General features: G+C 70.7%; 16 protein-coding genes. 9 read left to right on the forward strand and 7 right to left on the reverse strand.

What is annotated here, in order from left to right:
* The first annotated feature begins 120 nt into the window (after nt 1-120).
* Entirely contained in the window at nt 121-1650 is a 1530-nt protein-coding gene (gene proP, locus ACIOJD_RS16665) for a glycine betaine/L-proline transporter ProP (RefSeq protein ID WP_401913939.1), read from the forward strand.
* A 130-nt stretch (nt 1651-1780) separates the two neighbouring features.
* Here the strand turns inward: proP and ACIOJD_RS16670 are convergent, their stop codons facing one another.
* Nucleotides 1781-3187, reverse strand: coding sequence for a cation:dicarboxylate symporter family transporter (locus ACIOJD_RS16670; protein ID WP_401913670.1), 1407 nt, complete (start codon nt 3185-3187; stop codon nt 1781-1783).
* A 276-nt stretch (nt 3188-3463) separates the two neighbouring features.
* On the opposite strand from ACIOJD_RS16670, the gene ACIOJD_RS16675 reads away from it, so the two are divergent.
* Nucleotides 3464-4396, forward strand: a complete 933-nt coding sequence (locus ACIOJD_RS16675) for a glycoside hydrolase family 16 protein (protein WP_401913672.1) — start codon at nt 3464-3466, stop codon at nt 4394-4396.
* 40 nt (nt 4397-4436) lie between these two features.
* Here the strand turns inward: ACIOJD_RS16675 and ACIOJD_RS16680 are convergent, their stop codons facing one another.
* From ACIOJD_RS16680 to ACIOJD_RS16690, 3 genes are all read right to left on the reverse strand, one after another.
* Nucleotides 4437-4961 (reverse strand): hypothetical protein, encoded by a 525-nt coding sequence (locus ACIOJD_RS16680; protein ID WP_401913674.1) that lies wholly within the window; start codon nt 4959-4961, stop codon nt 4437-4439.
* Between the two features lie 106 nt (nt 4962-5067).
* Nucleotides 5068-6108 carry an alpha/beta fold hydrolase gene (locus ACIOJD_RS16685; RefSeq protein WP_401913677.1) on the reverse strand — a complete coding sequence of 347 codons (1041 nt, stop codon included), beginning with the start codon at nt 6106-6108 and terminating at the stop codon, nt 5068-5070.
* A 201-nt stretch (nt 6109-6309) separates the two neighbouring features.
* Complete coding sequence (locus tag ACIOJD_RS16690) at nt 6310-6969, reverse strand: GntR family transcriptional regulator (protein WP_401913679.1); 660 nt, start codon at nt 6967-6969, stop codon at nt 6310-6312.
* A gap of 193 nt (nt 6970-7162) precedes the next feature.
* Between ACIOJD_RS16690 and ACIOJD_RS16695 the strand changes: the two genes are divergently transcribed.
* Together ACIOJD_RS16695 and ACIOJD_RS16700 are read left to right on the forward strand one after the other, a co-directional pair.
* Nucleotides 7163-8653: an NCS1 family nucleobase:cation symporter-1 gene (locus ACIOJD_RS16695; RefSeq protein WP_401913682.1), complete on the forward strand. Its 1491-nt coding sequence runs from the start codon at nt 7163-7165 to the stop codon at nt 8651-8653.
* 5 nt (nt 8654-8658) lie between these two features.
* Nucleotides 8659-9378 carry an aspartate/glutamate racemase family protein gene (locus tag ACIOJD_RS16700; protein ID WP_401913685.1) on the forward strand — a complete coding sequence of 240 codons (720 nt, stop codon included), beginning with the start codon at nt 8659-8661 and terminating at the stop codon, nt 9376-9378.
* Between the two features lie 58 nt (nt 9379-9436).
* Here the strand turns inward: ACIOJD_RS16700 and ACIOJD_RS16705 are convergent, their stop codons facing one another.
* The 3 genes from ACIOJD_RS16705 to ACIOJD_RS16715 form a co-directional block, all read right to left on the reverse strand.
* A complete protein-coding gene (locus ACIOJD_RS16705) occupies nt 9437-10405 on the reverse strand; it encodes an SDR family NAD(P)-dependent oxidoreductase (RefSeq protein ID WP_401913688.1) in 969 nt (322 codons plus the stop codon).
* Nucleotides 10406-10626: 221 nt separating this feature from the next.
* Entirely contained in the window at nt 10627-11835 is a 1209-nt protein-coding gene (locus tag ACIOJD_RS16710) for a cytochrome P450 (RefSeq protein WP_401913691.1), read from the reverse strand.
* A 204-nt stretch (nt 11836-12039) separates the two neighbouring features.
* Complete coding sequence (locus ACIOJD_RS16715; RefSeq protein ID WP_401913693.1) at nt 12040-14805, reverse strand: FAD/NAD(P)-binding protein; 2766 nt, start codon at nt 14803-14805, stop codon at nt 12040-12042.
* A gap of 286 nt (nt 14806-15091) precedes the next feature.
* Between ACIOJD_RS16715 and ACIOJD_RS16720 the strand changes: the two genes are divergently transcribed.
* From ACIOJD_RS16720 to ACIOJD_RS16740, 5 genes are all read left to right on the forward strand, one after another.
* A complete protein-coding gene (locus tag ACIOJD_RS16720) occupies nt 15092-15556 on the forward strand; it encodes an RrF2 family transcriptional regulator (RefSeq protein WP_401913696.1) in 465 nt (154 codons plus the stop codon).
* A 243-nt stretch (nt 15557-15799) separates the two neighbouring features.
* On the forward strand, nt 15800-16141 hold the full coding sequence (locus ACIOJD_RS16725) for a nuclear transport factor 2 family protein (protein ID WP_401913699.1): 342 nt from the start codon (nt 15800-15802) through the stop codon (nt 16139-16141).
* Nucleotides 16142-16533: 392 nt separating this feature from the next.
* Complete coding sequence (locus ACIOJD_RS16730; RefSeq protein ID WP_401913702.1) at nt 16534-17616, forward strand: glycosyltransferase; 1083 nt, start codon at nt 16534-16536, stop codon at nt 17614-17616.
* 283 nt (nt 17617-17899) lie between these two features.
* A complete protein-coding gene (locus ACIOJD_RS16735; RefSeq protein WP_401913705.1) occupies nt 17900-18175 on the forward strand; it encodes an Atu4866 domain-containing protein in 276 nt (91 codons plus the stop codon).
* A gap of 184 nt (nt 18176-18359) precedes the next feature.
* Nucleotides 18360-19907: a Na+/H+ antiporter gene (locus ACIOJD_RS16740; protein WP_401913708.1), complete on the forward strand. Its 1548-nt coding sequence runs from the start codon at nt 18360-18362 to the stop codon at nt 19905-19907.
* Nucleotides 19908-19975 lie beyond the last annotated feature (68 nt).

Genomic DNA, 19975 nt, shown 5'->3' on the forward strand with positions numbered 1-19975 from the left:
TAATGCGTCACGCCAATTCCGCCCTGCGGACGGGATGAAATGAGGACTGGACCCCGGAAGCGCTCGGCCCCACGAAGGGGCAGGCCGCAAGGCGTCGGAGGCAATACCGCGAGCGACCGTCTGCTCCGCATCCTGGTACGGCGGCGCAAACAGTCGCTGAGCGCCGAGGATGTGACGATCACAGACAAGCCCGAAGTGCGCCGGGCGGTGTCCGCCGCAGCGCTGGGCAACACCATGGAGTGGTTCGACTTCGGCGTATACGCCTATCTGGCAGGCACCCTCGGAGAAGTCTTCTTCCCGTCGAGTTCGCCCGCGACCCAGGTCGTATCCGCTTTCGCCACCTTCGCCGCGGCATTCCTCGTCCGGCCGCTCGGCGGACTGGTATTCGGCCCGCTCGGCGACCGTATCGGCCGTAAACGCGTACTCGCCGCCACCATGATCATGATGGCGATCAGCACCTTCGCCGTCGGTTTCCTGCCGGGCTACGCCACCATCGGCTTCGCCGCGCCCGTCCTGTTGCTGGTCTGCCGTCTCGTACAGGGCTTCTCCACCGGCGGTGAATACGCCGGCGCCACCACGTACATCGCCGAGTACGCACCGGACAAGCGGCGCGGATTCCTGGGCAGTTGGCTCGACTTCGGCACCTTCGTCGGCTATTCGCTCGGCTCGGGCATCGTCACCGTACTCACGGCCGCCCTCGGCGAGGACGGCATGGTGGACTGGGGCTGGCGGATTCCCTTCCTGATCGCCGGGCCGCTGGGCCTGATCGGCCTGTACATGCGGCTACGGCTGGAGGAGACCCCGGCCTTCCAGCGGGAGGCCGAACAGGCCCGGCGCGAGGCGGAAGAGAGCGGCGGCGACGAGGACCCGACGGAGGCGGCCCGGCAGTCCGGCCAGGGCCGGCTGAAGGAGATCTTCACCCGGCACTGGGAGGCCGTGCTGATCTGCATGGGCCTGGTGCTGCTCTACAACGTCACCAACTACATGGTGACCTCGTACCTGCCCACCTTCATGACCGAGACCCTCGGCCAGGACGCGCTCACCGCCCAGTTGCTGGTACTCGGCACGATGATCGTGGTGGCGCTCACCATCACGGTCGTGGGCCGTACGTCCGACCGCTGGGGCCGTCGGCCGGTCTTCATGGCGGGCAGCGTCGCGCTGGTCGTGCTGGCCGTGCCCGCTGTCCTCCTCATCCGGGCCGGTGGCATCCTGCTGCCCGCCTTCGGCTGTCTGATCCTCGGACTGCTGCTGGTGTGCTTCGCCGGTACGTCGGCGTCCACCCTGCCCGCGCTCTTCCCCACCCGGCTGCGCTACGGGGCCCTGTCGATCTCCTTCAACATCTCCGTGTCCCTCTTCGGCGGCACGACACCGCTGTTCGTCTCCGGCCTGGTGGAGTTGACCGGCAGTGAGATGGTTCCCGCGTACTACCTGATGGCCGCGGGGGTCATCGGCTTCATCGCCACGTTCTTCCTGCACGAGACGGCCGGCAAGCCGCTGCGGGGATCTGGCCCGATGGTGGAGAGCACCGAACAGGCGCAGGCGCTGGTCGCGGACAGCCGCGTCGAGGCCAGGCGCCGGGCCCGGGACGTCTGGATCCGGCTGCGGCACCCATGGCCACGCCACGACGACAAGGAAGAGCAAGCACGGTGACGCGCGCGGGATCGCGCTCGTACCGGACGTGAGCGACCCCGCGCCAGGTGCCGAAGGTGGCACCCGGCGCGGGGTCGTATACGGAGTGTTTCCCCGCCCAATGCCCGGGGAACATACGGCCGTCGGCCGTTCAGCGATCGCCGGACACGGAGGCCGGCTCCGGGGGCGTCTCGGCGCCGGCGGACTTCGTGAGGGCGGCAGGCTGTCCGGCGGCGGGAGTCGCGGGCGGTTCGGGGGTGTCGGAGTCCTCGTGCCCGGCGAGCACCCGCTTGGCCTTCGCCGTGTCCAGCGCGCCTTCCCACCGCGAGACGGCGAAGACCGCGACACAGTTGCCGAGCAGGTTGGTGACGACCCGCATCGAGTCCATGATCCGGTCCACACCGAGCAGCAGGGCGACCGCTCCGGCCGGGATGACGCCGAGCGCCGAGGCCGTCGCGGACAGTGCGAGGAACGCCGAACCGGGCACCCCCGCCATGCCCTTGCTGGTGAGCATCAGCACGAGCACCACCGTGATCTGCTGTCCGATGCTCAGATGCACGTCGACGGCCTGCGCGATGAACAGGGTGCCGATGGAGAGGTAGATCGACGCGCCGTCGAGGTTGAACGAGTAACCGGTGGGCAGCACGAGCCCGACCGCGTCGTCCCGGCAGCCCGCCGCCCGCAGCTTCTGCATCATGCGCGGCATGACGGTCTCGCTGGAGGCCGTACCGAGAGCGAGCAGCAACTCCTCGCGGGTGTAACGGACGAACTTCCACAGGCTCAGCCCGGTGACGGCCTTGAGCGCGACGGCCAGCAGCACCAGGAACAGCATCGCGACGCCGTAACAGACCGCGATCAGTTCGCCGTATGTCGACAGAGCCCCGAGGCCGTACTCGCCGACCAGGTGGGCGGCGGCGCCGAAGACGGCGAGCGGTGCGAGCCGCATGACGAACCCGACGACCGCGAAGACGACCTCCTGCGCCTGCTCGATGGCCGGGAGGATGGCCGGCACCTTCGTCTTCCCCAGGTGCAGCACGGCCGCGCCGACCAGGCAGGCCAGCACCAGGACCTGGAGCAGTGAGTTCTCCGCGAAGGCGCCGATGGCGCTGTCCGGCAGGGCATCCAGGATGAACTGCGTCGTCGACGGCAGCTGGCCGCCCTCGGTCTTGCCCTCCACCGCGGAGGCGTCGAGCGAGGCCGGGTCGACATGCATGCCCGTGCCGGGGCTGGTCAGGTTGGCGGCCAGCAGCCCGACGAGCAGCGCCAGTGTGGTGGCCACCTCGAACCAGATCAGCGCCTTGAGACCGATCCGCCCGAACGCCTTGAGGTCACCGGCTTTGGCGATGCCCGCCACGACGACGCAGAAGACGAGCGGGGCGATCATCGCCTTGATGAGCCGGATGAAGCCGTCGCCGAGCGGCTGAACGGCCGTCCCGACGTCCGGCCACAGCCGGCCCACCGTGATTCCGAGCACAAGGGCGCAGACGACCTGCGTGAACAGCGAGATACGCAGCAGCCTGGCAGCGCGCCGGGCCAGAGATGGGGCCACCTGCGGCACAGTTACTCCTCCAGTCAAAGGTTCTGTCATGCGGAAGATCTTTTCCGACCAGCGCCACTATGGACGGAAGAGAATTTCCGGAGAAGTGCTCCGTGTTACAAGCAGGAAAAAGATGGGGCCCGTCGAGCTGCTGACGCGGTGGGGTGGGCGGCTCGTACGGCCGACTTCCGCCGTTGACATGTACGTTACGAAACGCAATATTGAGAGCGCTCTCAAGCACGCTCAGGCACTCTCAGCCGTCGTAACCGTGTGAACGGTGTGAAGGGGAACAGAACCATGTGGGACATCAGCCGTCCGAGGCGGACGCCCGCGAGACACCGGCCCGCCAAATGGCTCGTTCGCGCCACCCCACTGGCCGCCGCCGTGATGACCCTCGTCCTGGGCGCCTCCTCCGCCGTGGCCGCCCCGGTGACCGAGGAATGGACGGGAAGCTCGCCGTACTTCCGCCAGACATCGGCCTCCGGCGGCACGGCGCGGAACGTGTCCGTGACCGGAGCCAACGACGGCAAGGCGCTCGAACTCCGGCTCAACGCCCGCCCCGGTACCGGCCCCGGCAACGGTGTGGAAATCTCCAGCAACAGCGCCACCTATCAGTACGGCACCTACGGCACCCGCATCAAGACGGCGGACTGCACCGGGCTGGGCCGGGTGGGAGTGGTCACCGGTACGTTCACGTACTCCACCGACCACTCGGACGCCAACGGCAACGGCCTGCCGGACAACGACGAGATCGACGTCGAGGTGCTCTGCGCGCAGCCCAACGTCGTCTGGCTCACGCTGTGGACCGACTACAACGACGCCAACGCCGCGGTACGGAAGATCTCCCGCGCGATCGACATGCGCACCGGCAGGGTGCTGTACAACTGCTACGTCGAACAGCTGGGCGGCGACTGCCGGCCCGAGCAGGCCGGGGAGAACAGCCCCGCGAGCGTCACGCCCGTGCCCGGCTTCGACTCCTCGACCCAGTTCCGTACCTTCATGTTCGACTGGCAGGCGGACCGGGTGACCTTCTGGAGCTACGACAACAGCGGCAACCGGATCACCCTGTGGGACTACAGCGGGCCGACCGCGCGCATCCCGCACAAGCCGTCGGCCTTCATGCAGAACGTCTGGCACACCGGCGACTGGGACCCGCTGGACGGCCCGGCGCACAATCAGCCCCAGACGGCCGTCCCGGCCTTCGTCGACTCCACCACCCTGCCGCGCTGACAAGCCGGATCGCCGCCCGGCCTGCCAGGCCGGGCGGTGGTCACTTGCTCAGCACGTTCGCTCCCACGATGCACAGCCCGAGGAGCACGTCCACGCCACCGGCCCGGCAGGACGCCGCCCAGCCCCGTCCCGCGACGCGCGACGCCCACAACCCCCAACCGAACAGCGCCACCGTGTTGAGGGTCAGGGCGACATCGATCGCCGTGTCCTCGTCCCACCACCCCGCGTACGCGCCGAGCAGCAGCGCCACGGTCGGGAGCACGGCGGCCACCAGCGGCCATTCGGTCAGTACCGACCGTACGGTGGCGGCCATGACGCGAGCGCTGTCGGCGGTCTGGTGGACGATGGCATGGGCATAGCCGTGCGCGGCGGCCGACGCCACCGCCGCCAGCAGCACCCACACCGCGTCGTACCCGGGATCCTGCGCTCCGCCGTCGTGCCCCAGGGCCGCCGCGAGCACACTGGCGAGCACCGTGCCGTACACGCCGCCGAACAGCAGCCGCTGCAACGGTCCGGCGAACCGGCCGGGGCGCGCGGGCGCAGGGGCAGGGGGGTTGTCGGGCACGGCGCCGCCTCCCGGGACGAAGAGATCATTCCGCTCCGGGAGATGTAACAGCATGCCGGGCGGATCCTCTCGGACCTACGCCGACGGCGCCCTTCGAAGACGAGTGCTACGCCCGGAGCCAGTCGGCCAGGAGCCGGTTGACCTCGTCGGGGCGCTCCTGCTGGATCCAGTGCCCGCAGCCTTCGAGGATGTGCGAGGAGACCAGGCCGGGCAGGGTGGTCGGATAGTTCTTGATGGCGTCGGCCATCCATGTGGTGGAGGCGTCGCGGTCCCCGCCGATGAACAGCGAGCGCTGGGTGAGGGGTGTCCCGTCCCACGCGGCGAGATCCTCCCAGTCCCGGTCCACGTTGCGGTAGCGGTTGAGCGCTCCCGCCAGTCCCGTCCGCTCGAACTCCTCGGCGTAGAAGTCGAGATCGGCCTCGGAGAGCCAGGAGGGGAGGACCTCGCGGGGGAAACGGTCGGAGAGTCTCCCACCCGCCGGGACGGTGAAAACGCTGCCGTTGTCGGGCGGCGGGGGCGCGTCGCCCGAGATCCCGGCGTAGAACCCCGCGAGCCACGCGCGGACATCGGGCTCGATCTCCGCCTCGGCACGGCCGGGTTCCTGGAAGTAGCCGACGTAGAACTCCTCGGCTCCTCCGGCGTGGGCGAACGCCTCGGTCGGCCGTGGGCCGCCCCTGGGTGTGTAAGGGACGCTGAGCAGCGCCACGCCGGTGAAGACGTCGGGCCGCAGCAGCGCCGAGTTGGCGGCGATGGGGGAGCCCCAGTCGTGCCCCACGATCGTCGCGGTCCGTTCGCCGAGGGCCCGCACGACTCCCACGTTGTCGGCGACATGCGCCAGCATCCGGTACGCCTCCACCTCGCGGGGCTTCGACGAACGTCCGTAGCCGCGCACGTCGATGGCCACCGCGCGAAAGCCCGCCGCCGCTATCGCCGGGAGCTGGTGGCGCCACGAGTACCAGGACTCGGGAAAGCCGTGGACCAGGAGGACCAGGGGGCCTGTGCCCTGTTCCGCCACATGGATACGGCCACCGGGAACCTCCACCAGCCGGTGCTTCACATTCAGTGCCGGGGCGGACGCCCGTGCTCGGTCCGCCTCGGGGTGCCCGGACGAAGGCGTGGGCCCAGGCGAAGGCGTGGACTCGGACATGGATCCTCCTCGATGATCCCAACGGCGGTCGTGCCGGTGGTGTGCGGCGGCGGGCCAACTGTCCACCCGTACGCGCGAGGCCGCGACCGGTGCCCGCGGCCTCGCGGCGGGCACACGGTGATCATTCGCCGGTGGGCAGCTCCGGGACAAGATTCTTTGCCGGTACGGCAAACCGAGGCGCCCGCGCCACCCTTGCGTCCTTCACGGCAGAGGCATGTCCTCGCCGAAGAGCCGGCGGAAGGTGGCGCGGTGGTTGGCCCGTACGTGCGCCAGGGCGCTCGCGCGCGCCCGCTCGGCGTCGCCGGAGGCGATGGCCTCGTACAGCGCCCGGTGCTCGTCGAGGAGTCTGGGCCACTGTTCGTTGCGCCGGTTGAGCCAGCGCAGCCGCCCTTCGACCGGTTCCATGACGGAGATGAGCAGACTGTTGCCCGCCATGGCCAGGACGCGGTCGTGGAAGCGGGTGTTGATATCGGTGATCCGCTCGGCGTCCCGGGTCCGGGTGGCGGTCGCCGCGTGATCGAGCAGTTCCGCCAGCTCGGCGAGGCTGTCACGGTCCGCACGGGCGGCGGCCAGTCCGGCGGCGTAGACCTCCAAGGCCTCACGGAGTTCGAAGAGTTCATTGACGTCGGCGGGGGTGAGCCGGCGCACCACCGTACGGCGCGGGGTCTCGAACAGGACGAAGCCTTCGGCGACCAGCGCCCGGATGGCCTCGCGCACCGGGACCCGGGAAACCCCGAAGCGGTCGGCGAGTTCGCGTTCGACGAGCCGGTCACCGGGGCGCAGCAGCCCGGCGATGATGTCCTGCCGCAGTGTGGCGAGCACGCGCTCGCGTACGGCCCCCAGAGGTTCGGCGGTGGTCATGTCTCCCATGATCCCCGACTCGGCGGGTGTTTTACCGAGCCGTAACGGCCGGGACATGGCGTGCGGTGCTCGGAAGGCGGAGCATGATTGCGCGCTTGGTATACCAAACAAACTCGGCGTGCCGCCGAGCCGTGCCGTACAACCGCCCCGCCCGAGCGCGCCGTTCTCCGTCCCCTCACCGGGAGGCTCCTCCGTGTCCCTCGCAGACCGTGCCGAAGCCGTCGGCACCACCGTGTCCGCTCCCGATCCCCGGCTCACCAACGAAGACCTGGCTCCCGCCACCACGCGTAAATGGAAGGTCTTCGACCTCTTCGCGCTGTGGATGTCCGACGTCCACAACCTCGGCAACTACACCTTCGCCGCCGGGCTCCTGGTGCTCGGCATGAACGTCTGGCAGATATTCACCTCCCTCCTCGTCGGCTTCGTCCTCATCTACGCCGGGATGAACCTGATGGGCCGCGTCGGCCAACGGCACGGCGTCCCCTTCCCCGTGGTCAGCCGCATCAGCTTCGGTGTCTGGGGCGCCAACATCCCCGCCCTGATCCGCGCCGTCATCGCCATCATGTGGTACGGAATACAGACCTATCTGGCTTCCGTCGCCGTCAATGTGATGCTGCTCGCGGCGATACCGGACCTGGTCTCCTGGACGGAGCACTCCTTCCTCGGACTCGACGCCCTCGGCTGGACCTCGTTCCTCGTTCTCTGGGTCGTCCAGGCGCTCATCATCAGCCGCGGCATGGAATCGGTCCGCAAGTTCCAGGACTTCTGCGGTCCAGCGATCTGGCTGGTGATGATCGTGCTCGCCGTGTGGATCCTCTCCAAGGCCGGCTGGACGATATCGCTCACGTCCACGCCGAACCCGGTCTCCACCGGGGAGCAGTTCCGCCAGTGGTTCGGCGCGATCGGTCTGATTCTCGCGACCTACGGGACGCTCATGCTCAACTTCTGCGACTTCTCACGCTTCGCGCCCGACTACCGCACCGTCAAACGCGGCAACTTCTGGGGCCTGCCCATCAACTCGACGGCGTTCGTCATCGTTTCCGTTATCGTCACGGCCGGGTCCATCGAGGTCTTCGGGGAGGCGATCACCGACCCCGCCCTGCTTGTCGCGAAGGTCGGCAACACATGGGTACTGGTGCTGGGCGCACTCACCTTCGCCATCGCCACCATGGGCGTCAACATCGTCGCCAACTTCGTCTCACCCGCGTACGACCTGGCCAATGTCTGGCCGCAGAAGATCACCTTCAGGACCGGCGGAATGATCAGCACGGTCGCCGCGCTGCTCGTCACCCCCTGGAACCTCTACTCCAACCCCGATGTCGTCAACTACTTCCTCGGTGGTCTCGGCGCCTTCCTCGGCCCGCTGTTCGGCGTGATCATCGTCGACTACTACTGGGTGAAGCGTGGCCGCGTCGACGTCGGCCAGCTCTTCGACGCACGGCCGGAGTCCCGCTACTACTACCGCAAGGGCTTCAACCCCAAGGCCCTCTGGGCGTTCCTGCCGACGGCCCTCGTCGCCGCCATGTTCGCGCTCGTACCGTACTTCGGTGACATCGCGCCGTACTCGTGGTTCATCGGCACGGTCGCGGCCGCCGCCCTCTACTCGGCACTCTGCCGGGCCGAACGCGCGCAGGCCCTCGCCGACGAAACCCAGGCCGTCGCCGACGAAACGGCGGAGGCCTGATCGGGGTGCGGATCGTCGTCACCAACTGCAACACGACCCGCGCCATGACCGACGAGATCGTACGGGGCGCCCGAGCGGCGGCCGGCGCGGACACCACCGTCATCGGACTCACCCCCACCTGGGGGCCCGAATCCGCGGAGGGCTGGCTCGACAGCCATCTGTCCGCGGCGGCCGTCCTCGAGGCCTTGCACCGATACCAGGAGCCGTACGACGCCGTGGTCATGGCCGGGTTCGGCGAGCACGGCCGCGAGGGTGCCCGCGAACTCCTCGACGTGCCCGTCGTCGACATCACGGAGGCCGCCGCCCACCTGGCCTGTCTGCTGGGGCGGCGGTACGGGGTGGTCACCACCCTCGACCGGACCCGCGGCCAGATCGAGGACAGCCTGCACACCGCCGGCGTCGCCGCGCACTGCGCCGCCGTGGTCGGCACCGGCCTCGGGGTACTGGACCTCGGCGACGAGGAGCGCACCACGCGGGCATTCCTCGCCGCCGCCGAGCGTGCCCGGGACGCGGGCGCCGAGGTGCTCGTGCTCGGCTGCGCGGGCATGACCGGGCTCCAGCGCACCCTGGGGGACCGGCTGGGCATGCCGGTCGTCGACGGCGTCGCCGCGGCCGTCAAGCTCGCCGAGTCGCTGGTGGCGCTGCGCCTTCGCACGAGCCGTGCGGGCAGCTACGACCGCCCCCGCCCCAAACGGCGCACCTGGCCCTCGCCCGCGCCTCGGTGACCCGTACCAGATGGTGATGGCGGGGGATCGGGTGGGACAGCCGGTTGGGCCGGTCGGGTCAGGTGGTGGTGCTGAAGGCGTCGACGCCGGTGAGCTGGGCGGAGAGCGCCCACAGACGGGCGGCCTCTTCGGGGTCGGTCGCCCAGTCGCGCACGCCGCTCGTCAACACGGCGTCGCCCGTGGTGCGTTCCGCGATGTCGCAGTCCTCGCAGTAGACACCGCCCCTGCCCGCCAGATGTGGGGAGGTCGCCGCCCAGACATGGGTCGCGGCGCCCTGTGCGGGCGTCTTGATCGTGGGGTCCATCGGGTTGCCGTTCTCGTCGATCCAGCCGGCGGCGATCATCTCCTCCCTGGGCACATGGCGGCCCAGGGAGGTGAGGATGACACCGGGATGCAGCGAGAAGGCCCGGACTCCGGAATCCCGGCCGAGCGCGTCGAGTTGTACGGCGAACAGCGCGTTGGCCGTCTTCGCCTGGCCGTAGGCCTGCCACTTGTCGTAGCCACGCTCGAACTGGACATCGTCCCAGCGGATGCCGGAGAGCTGGTGGCCGTTGGAGGACACCGAGACGACGCGGGCCCCGCCGCGCGCGAGCGCCGGCCAGAGCCGGTTGGCGAGTGCGTAATGGCCGAGGTGGTTGGTGGCGAACTGTGCCTCCAGCCCGGCGCCGACACGGGTCTCGGGGCAGGCCATGATGCCCGCGTTGTTGATGAGCAGGTCGACATCGCGCTCCGAGGCGAGGAACCGCTCGGCGAAGGAGCGCACGCTGCCCAGATCGGCGAGGTCGAGGTCGTCCACCTCCACGCCGTCGATACCGTCGACCGCCTCCTGGGCGGCCGCGCGCCGCCGTGCCGGTACGACCACCCGCGCTCCGGCGCCGGCCAGCGCGCGGGTGGTCTCCAGGCCGAGGCCCGAGTGGCCGCCGGTGACGATCGCGAGCTTCCCGGAGAGGTCGATGCCGTGCAGGACGTCGTCTGTCGTGGACCGGGCGCCGAATCCGGATCCGAGCCTGTGCTGTTCTGTGTTCATGCGTCGGAGGCTACGAATGGGAGCGCGCTCCAGGGCAAGCCGACGCGGGCCGGAAAGCTGTGCTGTACGGAAACCGTGTGCCGCGCTGGGCCGGGTGGCGCTGACGGCGGTCGCCGCGTGGGCCGCGTACACCCGCGGAGCCTCCGGCCTCCCGGCCTCCCGCGCCGGGGGACCTCCGTTACGAGGGTCCCGCTGGAGGGCGGACACGGATCCATTCCCTCTCACACCACGACCGGCAGTGCTTCCAGCCCCCGGATCACGAAGTTCGGTTTGCGGACCGGCTCGGCGGCCGGGCTCAGCCCCGGGGCCAGGTCCAGCAGCGCTTCCATGGACGCGGTCAGTTCGATACGGGCCAGTGGGGCACCGATGCAGTAGTGGATGCCCGCGCTGAAGGAGATGTGCGGGTTGTCGCGGCGGGCCAGATCCAGGACGTCCGGGGTGGCGAAGGCCGACGGATCGTGGTTGGCGGAGCCGAAGAGCAGGGCGACCTCGGATCCGCGCGGGACGGTCGTCCCACCGATCTCGATCTCGTCGAGGACCCACCGTTCGAACAGCTGGAGCGGTGTGTCGAAGCGCAGCAACTCCTCGACAGCCGTGGGCAGCAGGGCCCGGTCCGCACGCAGTGCGGCGAGCTGCCCGGGATGACGGAACAGCGCGTGCCAGCCGTTGACCGTGGCGTTGACCGTCGCCTCGTGTCCGGCGTTGAGCAGCAGCGCGCAAGTGGCGACCATTTCCGCCCCGGTCAGCTTCTCGCCCCCGTCGACGGCGGCGATCAGCCCCGAGATCAGGTCCTCGCCGGGCTTCTCCCGCCGTACGGCGATGAGTTCACGCAGATACGCGGAGAATTCCCGCGACGCGGTGACCGCGCGGCGGGCCGTCTCCTCCCGCGGGTTCAGCTCGTACATCGCGCAGATCGCCGCCGACCACGGTCGCAGCAACGGCCGGTCCGCCTCGGGGACACCCAGCATTTCGGCGATGACGGCGACCGGCAGCGGCTCGGCGACGGCCGTCAGCAGATCACCCCCGCCCTGCTCCACGAGCCGGCCCGCCAACTCGGCCGCCAGCCGCCGTACATACGGCTTGAGCCGTTCGACCGTACGCGCGGTGAACGCCTTCGACACCAGACGCCGGATACGGGTGTGGTCCGGCGGTTCCAGCTCCAGCATCCCGTGGTCGTTCAGCTCGTGGAACGGCTCATGGCCGGGCTCAGGGGCGCTCTTCCCGAACTCCTCGTGCGTGAAGCGGTGTTCGTAAGAACGTCCGAGCCGCCGGTCCCGCAACAACGCCGACACGTCCGCGTGGTGCGGCACGAGCCACTGATCACTCGGCTCGTAGTAGAGCACCCGGCCACGGCCCCGCAGCTCGGCGTAGGCCGGGTAGGGATCGGCGAGGAACGCGGGCGAACGAGGAGCGAAGCCGGAGTCGGACACCCCAGGACGGTAACCGGCGGCGGGGCGGGGATCCAGAGGGCAGGACAGCGCATACGTCGAGGAGCGCGGACGCTTCGACCGACACGCGGCGGCGTGCGTGTCGATGGCGGCAGGGGGCCCGGCCCGGCGTCGGGCCCCGGTGCCCGCGCGACGGCGCGGGGCACCGGGGACATCGGACGGCTCCGGGGCCGGGTCGCCCGGTGGTCAGAGCGAGAGGGCGGCCAGCCGTCGCCGGTCCTGGGGGGAGGAACGCCGGTCCAGCCGCTCTTCCAGACGATCCCGGGCCGCGTCGTAGCGGTCGGCGGAGACGAGTGCGTACAGCAGGGTCTCCTCGACGATCTCGCGCTGCGCGGCGCTGCCGCCGACGCTCGGGAGCCGCGGCAGGAGGCGCTCCAATCCCTGTGCCGCCTCGGTCCAGTGCTCTTCGAGGATGTCTTCGAACGCCACGCACAACGGGGCGATGACGCTCCGTTGCACCTCGTCCGCGCGCAGGGCGTGGACCCGCAGTCGCCGCAGCCCCGGCAGGTCGCCCGCGGCCGTGAAGGCGATGGCGGCGTGCAGGGCGACGAACGCGTTGGCCGGACGCTCCAGGACGTCCGAGGGAGCCGTGTCCAGGATGTCGCCGATCGGGAACGGGCCCTGCCACGCGCCCGCCAGCCGGGCCCGCCACAGTAGGGAACCGGAGTCGACCAGCGCACGGACCCCGTGCACCTTCCCGGGAGACAGCTGCTCCGCCCACCGGCGGCGGACCGCCGCCTTGTCCCCGAGGGCGAGTTCGTGCAGGGCGGCGTGCCAGGAGAAGTGCGCCCGGTGTGTCCCGCCCCGGCCCTGATGGGCCAGCCATCGCTCGAGTCGCTCACGGCCCGCCTCGTGGTCGCCGCGCTCGTAGTGCACATGGGCCAGCGCGTGCATCGCGTGCCCGGAGGCGGGTTCGTCGGCCAGGGCCTGCGTGGCCAGGGCCCCGGCTTCGTCGTAACGCCCCTCCTCCTGGCGCATGAACGCGAGCAGCGAGGTGTGGAACCACCTGCCCCCGTGGGCCGGAGCGGTCCGCTCGAGCACGCGGAGCGCCGCGGTGCCGTCGAGATCGCTCAGACCGGAGAAGGCGATGGTGGGCACCGCGACGGCGAGCGCCAGCACATCACCCGGGTAGTCCTCCAAGTGGCGCAGCAGGGCGGCGTCACCGTCCGCGGGCGTGTGCAGGACACGGCGGGAGACGACGTCCACGAAGGAGCGTTCGTAGTCGTCGGCCCGCTCGCGCACCGCGCGCCGGGCGTCGGCCAGTGCGCGCGAGACGTCGACATCCGCCCCGCACTCATGCCCGACGAGCGCGAGCGCCGCGTGGGCGAGGGCGAATCCGGGGTCGAGCGCCGCGGCGCGGCGGAACGCCTGCGGGGCCCCGGCCCGGACCTTCAGCAGCCGGTCCGTTCCCAGGCGGTAGGCGGCCGCTGCGGCCGCGTGGGTGCTGAGCGGGAAACCCGAGGCGTCCGCGGGCCGACGCGTTGGGCGCCGGGCGCGGCCGCCGGCGGTGGTGAAGGCGGGGGCGGGGGCGGTCCACGGGCCGAGGGCGTCCTCGGCGACGGCGGCGGCCTGTACACGGATCTCCGGGATGGCGGTCGTCTCCCACAACTCGCCGCGCCGGGGAGCGCCGAGGGTCCACAGGGCGCGCGTGGCGCGGCCGTCGGCACCCCGCAGCCGTCCGTGGTCGGTGGAGACCCCCATGTTCAGCGGGCCGAGCACCGCGGCGCCCTGGTCGAGCAGGCTTCGCCACAGCGGGTCGGCCGTGTCGGACAGCCGCAGGCCCGGCCCCGTACAGTCCACCACCCAGCCCACGGACAGCGTTCGCGGGCCGTCGCCGGTGGTGAGGGAGACCGTCAACGACCCGTCGGGCCGCACCGATGCGGAAGTGAGCTGCCCCTGGTACGTCCGCATCCGCCGGGTGCGGCGCATGCGCCCCACCGCCTCCGCGGTGGCCGGGGGCATGCGGTGGCGGTGGGTGTTCCACAGGGAACCGTCCCGCTTCACGAACTCGGTTCGTTCCATGGCGGACATCGCTGCCCATATCTCGGTCGTGACCGGACGCAGCCCGTCCACCGCGGGCCGCCAGTCGCCGTGGGTACGCATGACTCCGCCGATGTGCCGGCGTACCGCGGCCCGCAGCCCGGTCAGGGACAGGCCGTGGAGCGGCGTCTCGCACGCGGCGGCGGGCAGCGGGTTCACCGCGTGCGCCTGCGGCAGCCTTCCGCCACGGGACACGGCGTGCACCGCGCGGCCGGGACGGTCGAGCAGCAGGGCGATGTCCACCGAGGTCAGCCCCGTACCCACGAGGAGTACGTCCTCCTTGCGCCCCGGACGCAGCGCGGCCTCCAGCGCGCCCGGCGCCCAAGGGTCGGCGATGAAGCGGTCGTTGCCGCGCAGGCCCGGCGGCGCCCACTCGGCGCTCGCGCCTGTGGGTCCGGTCGCCAGCACCACGCGATGGGCGACGACGGTGCGCCCGTCGGCGAGTTCCAGCCGGGCCGACGTCTCCCCGCCGGGGCTGGTGGTCCAGTTGCAGCCGGTGGCCCGGGTGCGCAGCCGGCGGACGGTGACGACACCCTGCGCCGCCATGATGGCTCGTCCGAGGGTGTCGGCGAGGTAGGCGCCGTAGCGGTAGCGCTCCGCGAAGTCGGTGCTCCGCACGCCCGGTTCACCGTGGTGGCACAGCCACCGCACGAAGTGCGCCGGATCGTCGGGGTAACAACTCATGTTTCCCGCGGGCACATTGAGGCGGTGGCGCGGATCGAGGGTGGAATAGGCGGTGCCGCGACCTGCCTCCGGGGCCGGGTCGATCAGCAGGAGTTCAAAGGGTATTCGGCGGCGTGCGGCGGTCTCGCAGAGCTGGATCGCCACCAGCGCACCGGCGGCACCCGCCCCCACCACGGCGATGATCTTCTTACCCGGCTCTGACGGTGTACACGGCCCTGGCGATGCCATGTGATGCCTCCTGCCCTCCCCGGAGCCGACGGCCGAGCCGGAACGGATGCTCCGTGTGCGCCCCCGCGCGGGTGCGCGGTGGGCTCGCCCGCCGTGCGGCCCTGGAGGCCGTAGATGGATGTGACGCTCACGCACGCGGTACCGTACTCAACTAAGTTCACCAATTCAATAAACAATGTGAACTGGTGAGAAAACACTGAGGACCTCTTGCCGACACTGGTTCCGCGCCCGAGTCGGTGGTATGGGGCCCGGCCGGTGACCCGGACGTGCGTGATACGTTGCCGTGGTGCGGATCACAGCCAAGTCGGACTACGCCGTCCGTGCGATGGCCGAATTGGCGGCTGCGGAGGGCTCTCCTCTGACTGCCGAGCAGGTGGCGACCCGCCAGGACATTCCCTTGCGTTTCCTCTTCGGCATCCTGCGAGAGCTGCGCTTGGCTCACCTGGTGCGCAGCGTGCGGGGCCCGGAGGGGGGATACCTTCTGGCGCGTCCGGCGAAGGAGATCACCCTCGCCGACGCGATCCGCGCGGTGGACGGCCCGCTGGCCAATGTGCGCGACGTGGGCCTGAGCGGTCTGGAGTACCCGGGAGCGGCGGCCGTGCTCCCGGATGTGTGGCGCGCGGTGCGGACGAGTCTGCGACAGGTGCTGGAGAAGACCACGTTCGCGGACCTGGCCGCCGGTGAACTGCCCCCGCTGGTCCAGGCGCGGGCGCGCGAATACCGCGACGACGTCCGCCACTACGACACGTGAGCCGGGCGGCGCGTCGGTCGCTGAACGCGATCGCGTCGACTGCGCCCGCGCCGCCCTTTTGATGCCGAGGCCGACGACTGTCACGTGCTGCGGGGCGTGAACGGCTTGCGCTCCACCAGGTCCTCGGGTCGATGGCGGCTGCCTCGGCCGAATATTACCTAGCGCCTGCAAATATTGCTGTAGAGTCTATTGCGCTTGCGCAAGCGCAATGTCCGGAGAGTGAAGCAGAGCAGGAGCACGATGATGACTCGTACACCCCAGGAGATCTTCGAGGACCACGGCCGCCGGCTCGGCACCGGCGACCTGGACCTCATCAGTGGCAACTACGCGCAGGACGCCGTCCTCATCACCCCGGACGGCATCCTGCGGGGTCGGGAAGGGGTCAAGCGGGGTATCGGCAGGCTCCTGGCCGATCTCCCCGATGCCGACTGGGACTTGAAGCCGCAGTTCGCCGACGGCGTCCTCCTCCTGGAGTGGTCGGCTGCCGGTCCCACGGCCAGGGTGGATGACGGTGTGGACACGTTCGTCTTTCGGGACGGGGCCATCCAGGCCCAGACCGTCCGGTACACCCTGAACACTCCGTAGCGCACCACTGCGCCGCCAGGCCGGCGGACCGGTGTGCGGAAGGGGCGCCGACCGGTCCGCGGCCGAAGGCGGAATGCGCCACCACGCTGAGTGGGCGTCAGGTACTTTCGGTGTCCGCTGCGAGGATCAGGTGGTCGGCGCCTTCTTTGATGACCAGGTCCATCAGGTGGGGGAAGCGCCGGTCGAGGTCGTCCTTGCGCAGTGTGTTGACGCGAAGAGTGCCGGCGTCGTGCTGCCGGATGAGGCCGGCCTCGCGCAGGTACTTCCCCTCCCCGTGGCATTCTCGTCCTCGGAGTACCTATACGAAGGCGTATACGGGCGAGTTGAGCGAGGAGCACACCACGGTGCGAGTGTTGTTCGCCGGCCCTGGTCAGGCCGGTCACCTTTTCCCGATGATTCCCACCGCCCAGGCGCTGCGTTCGGCCGGGCACGACGTCCTGTTCGGTGCCTTGCCTCCGGTCGACCTGTTGCGGCCGGCCGGGCTTCCCGCGGTCGAGGTGGGTGACGGATCGACGCTCATGGACGCCTTCCGCCAGGAGTTCGACGGCCCCGTCCCGTACGTGGACGAGGGGCAGCCCCGGGAGGAGAGGATGCGGATCGCGGTGCGCGGCTTCGTCCGGCACGGCAGGACCGCGGTCCCCGGTCTGCTGCGGCTGGCCGAGGCGTGGCGCCCGGACATCCTCGTGCACGACGCGTTCCATGCCGGCGCCCCGCTCGTCGCGGCGGCGCTGGGGATCCCCACCGTGGTGCACAACTTCGGTGTCACATCCGGGCCGGCGCCGGCCGGTCTGATGGCTGCCGAGTTGGCCGACGACTACCGGGCCCACGGAGTGACCGCACCGGCCGACCGTACCGTCCTCGACGTGGTGCCGGCCTCGCTCGGCGGCGACGGCACCGGCTGGCGAGTCCGATACGTCCCGTTCAACGGCGCCGGCGTGGTCCCGGCGGACCTGGCCGGTGGCCGGGGCGGAGAACGGCGGCGGGTCGCGGTCACGCTCGGCACGGTGTTGACGGAGATGGACGGCGTACGGTCCATCGTCCGGCTGATCGAGCACGCGGCGGCGGTCGACGCGGAGTTCCTGCTCGCCATCGGCGGCGCCGACCTCGCGCCGCTCGGCACGCTGCCGCCGAACGTACGGCCGCTGCCGTGGGTTCCGCTCGCCCAGTTGCTGGAAGCCTCCGACGCCATCATCCACCACGGCGGTTCGGGGACGATGATGACGGCCGCATCCGTCGGCACCCCGCAACTGATCCTTCCGCAGGGCGCCGACCACTTCGAGAACGCCGCCGTGGCCGAGGCGTCGGGCTTCGCCCTGCGCGCCACCGCCGACGCCGTGGACGGTGATCTGCTCGACACTCTGCTGAACGACGACGGTCTGCGAAAGGCGGCCGTCGCCCTGCGCGCCGAGATCGAGGCCCTTCCGTCGCCCGCGGCGCTGGTCCCCGACTTCGAGGCCCTGGCCGCCGCCCGCTGAGCCACCGCGGTCGGCCCCGGCGGTCCGGCGTCGCAGAGACGTCGGCCGCCGCGTTCCTCGACCGGGGCATGGGTGTGCGGTGTCGCGTGAGCCGGACCGCCCGGCCTGGTGCGATCACCGACGCGGATGCGCATGCCGCCACACCGCCGGCCGCCCGCAGACACGGCAGCGCGGCGCCCGTCGCGGACGCCGGAGCCGTGGGTGGGTGCCGGACTCCCAGGAACGCGGTTCCTGAGAACATCGTGGCCTGGTCCCGCGTACGTCGGGGCGCGACCGTGGAGCCATGAACACGAACGCGACACCGCACCCCTTCGTCGGCATGTGGGTGACGGCAGACGGCCACATCCGTCAGGAGCTTCTCCCGGACGGCCGTTACGACGAGGCCCGTGGCAACCGGCGGAGCGCCTACACCGGCAGCTACACCGTCACCGGCAACCACATCGACTACGTCGACGACACCGGCTTCACCGCCACCGGCGACGTCCGGGACGGCGTGCTCTTCCACGAGCACCTCGTCCTCCATCGGGAGGACGCCGACCGGCCGATGACCTCGCGGTAGTCAGCGCCGGGCCCGGCACGAGGGCGGGCCCGCCGCCGGTGTGGAAACCTCTCCGTCCCCTGTACGGGGCTCCTCCACGTCTGCCGCGGCCCCCTGCCCGCCCCGGGTTCCTCGTATCCGATCGCCTACGTCACCGTGAAGGCCGCTCGAGTGTCCGGCCGTACGCACAGCAGAGGTAACCGACATGGAGAGCCTGGAACTGATCGTTGTCGTCGCCGTCGGTGTCCTGGCGACGGGCCGGCTCTCGCGCCGTACCGGCCTGAGTGAACCCCTGCTGCTGCTCGGCGCGGGCTGCCTCGTGGGGCTGACCCCGTCCTTCGCCTCGTTCACGCTGTCCCCCGAGGTCGTACTGTTCCTCTTTCTGCCGGCCCTGCTGTACTGGGAGGCACTGACCTCCTCGGTGCGCGAGATCCGCTCCAACTTCCGCAGCATCGCCCTGCAGTCCACCGGGCTGGTCCTGGCCACGGCCGTCGCCGTCGCCGCCGTGGCCCACGCGTGGGGCTACGGCTGGCCCATCGCCTTCGTACTCGGCGCGGTCCTGGCTCCCACCGACGCCGCGGCCGTCGCGGCCGTGGCCAAGGCCATGCCACGCCGCATCCTGACGGTGCTGCGCACCGAGAGCCTGCTGAACGACGGGACCGCTCTGGTGCTGCTCGCCGTGACCATCGAGGTCGTCACCGACGAGCAACCCTTCTCCTGGTCCGGTACGGCCCTCGCCCTCGTCGAGTCCTACGCCGGCGGAATCCTGATCGGTGCCGCGGTCGCCCTGCTCCTGATCCCGGTCAGGCGCCGGCTGCCCGAGCCGCTGCTCCACAGTGTGCTGAGCGTCGCCACCCCCTTCCTCGCCTACCTGCCCGCCGAACTCCTGCACGTGTCCGGCGTCCTCGCCGTCGTCACCTGCGGCCTCGTGACCACCCGGTTCGGCCCTCGCGTCATCGGTTCCGACGCCCGCATCCAGGCCGTCGCCTTCTGGGAAGTGGCCAGCCACCTGCTCAACAGCGCTCTGTTCATCCTCGTCGGTATGCAACTGCCCGGCGCGGTCGGGGCGTTGACCTCGGTCTCCCTGGTGCGGGCGACGGTCGCCGCGGTCGCGGTATGCGTCGCCGTGATCGGGACACGGCTGCTGTGGTTCTACTCGGTTCCCTACCTGGTCAGGTTGCTGGACCGGCGCTCCCAGCAGCGTGAGCGGCGCATCACCGCCCCTCAGCGACTGCCACTGGCGTGGGCGGGGATGCGCGGAGCCATCTCACTCGCCGCGGCGCTGACCGTGCCCGCCGTGAGCGCCGAGGGGCATGCCGTCGGACAACGCGACGCCGTCGTGTTCATCACGACCGTCGTCATCGTCGTCACCCTCGCGTTCCTCGGTCCCACGCTGCCGACAGTGGTCCGCCGGGCCGGCTTCCCCGAGGACGACGGCGAGGCCGCGGAAGTCGGCCTCGCCCGGCGCCACATGAGCAGTGCCGCCTTGGCCGCGCTGCCGGGGTTGGCGCGGCGGTTCGGGGTCCCCGAGGCGGACACCCTCCGCATGGTTCAGGACATCGAGGAGCGTACGGTCCCCGCTCCCGGCTCCGCACGGCGCCGCGAGAGCGTGCGGCGCCTCGAACTCGCCCTGCTTCGGATCAAGCGGGACACACTCACGGACCTGCGTGACGCCGACCGTATCGACGACATCGTCCTGCGCACCGTTCAGGAAGTGCTCGATGCGCAGGAGGTCCGTCTAAGAAGACCGTGACGAACGGCCCGTCCGAGACCGGGCGTCGGCCAGTCGGAGCGAAGACGAACCGCGGGCGGGCCATGGGT

The organism is Streptomyces sp. NPDC088116 (assembly GCF_044741745.1).
In the GTDB taxonomy this organism is placed as follows: domain Bacteria; phylum Actinomycetota; class Actinomycetes; order Streptomycetales; family Streptomycetaceae; genus Streptomyces.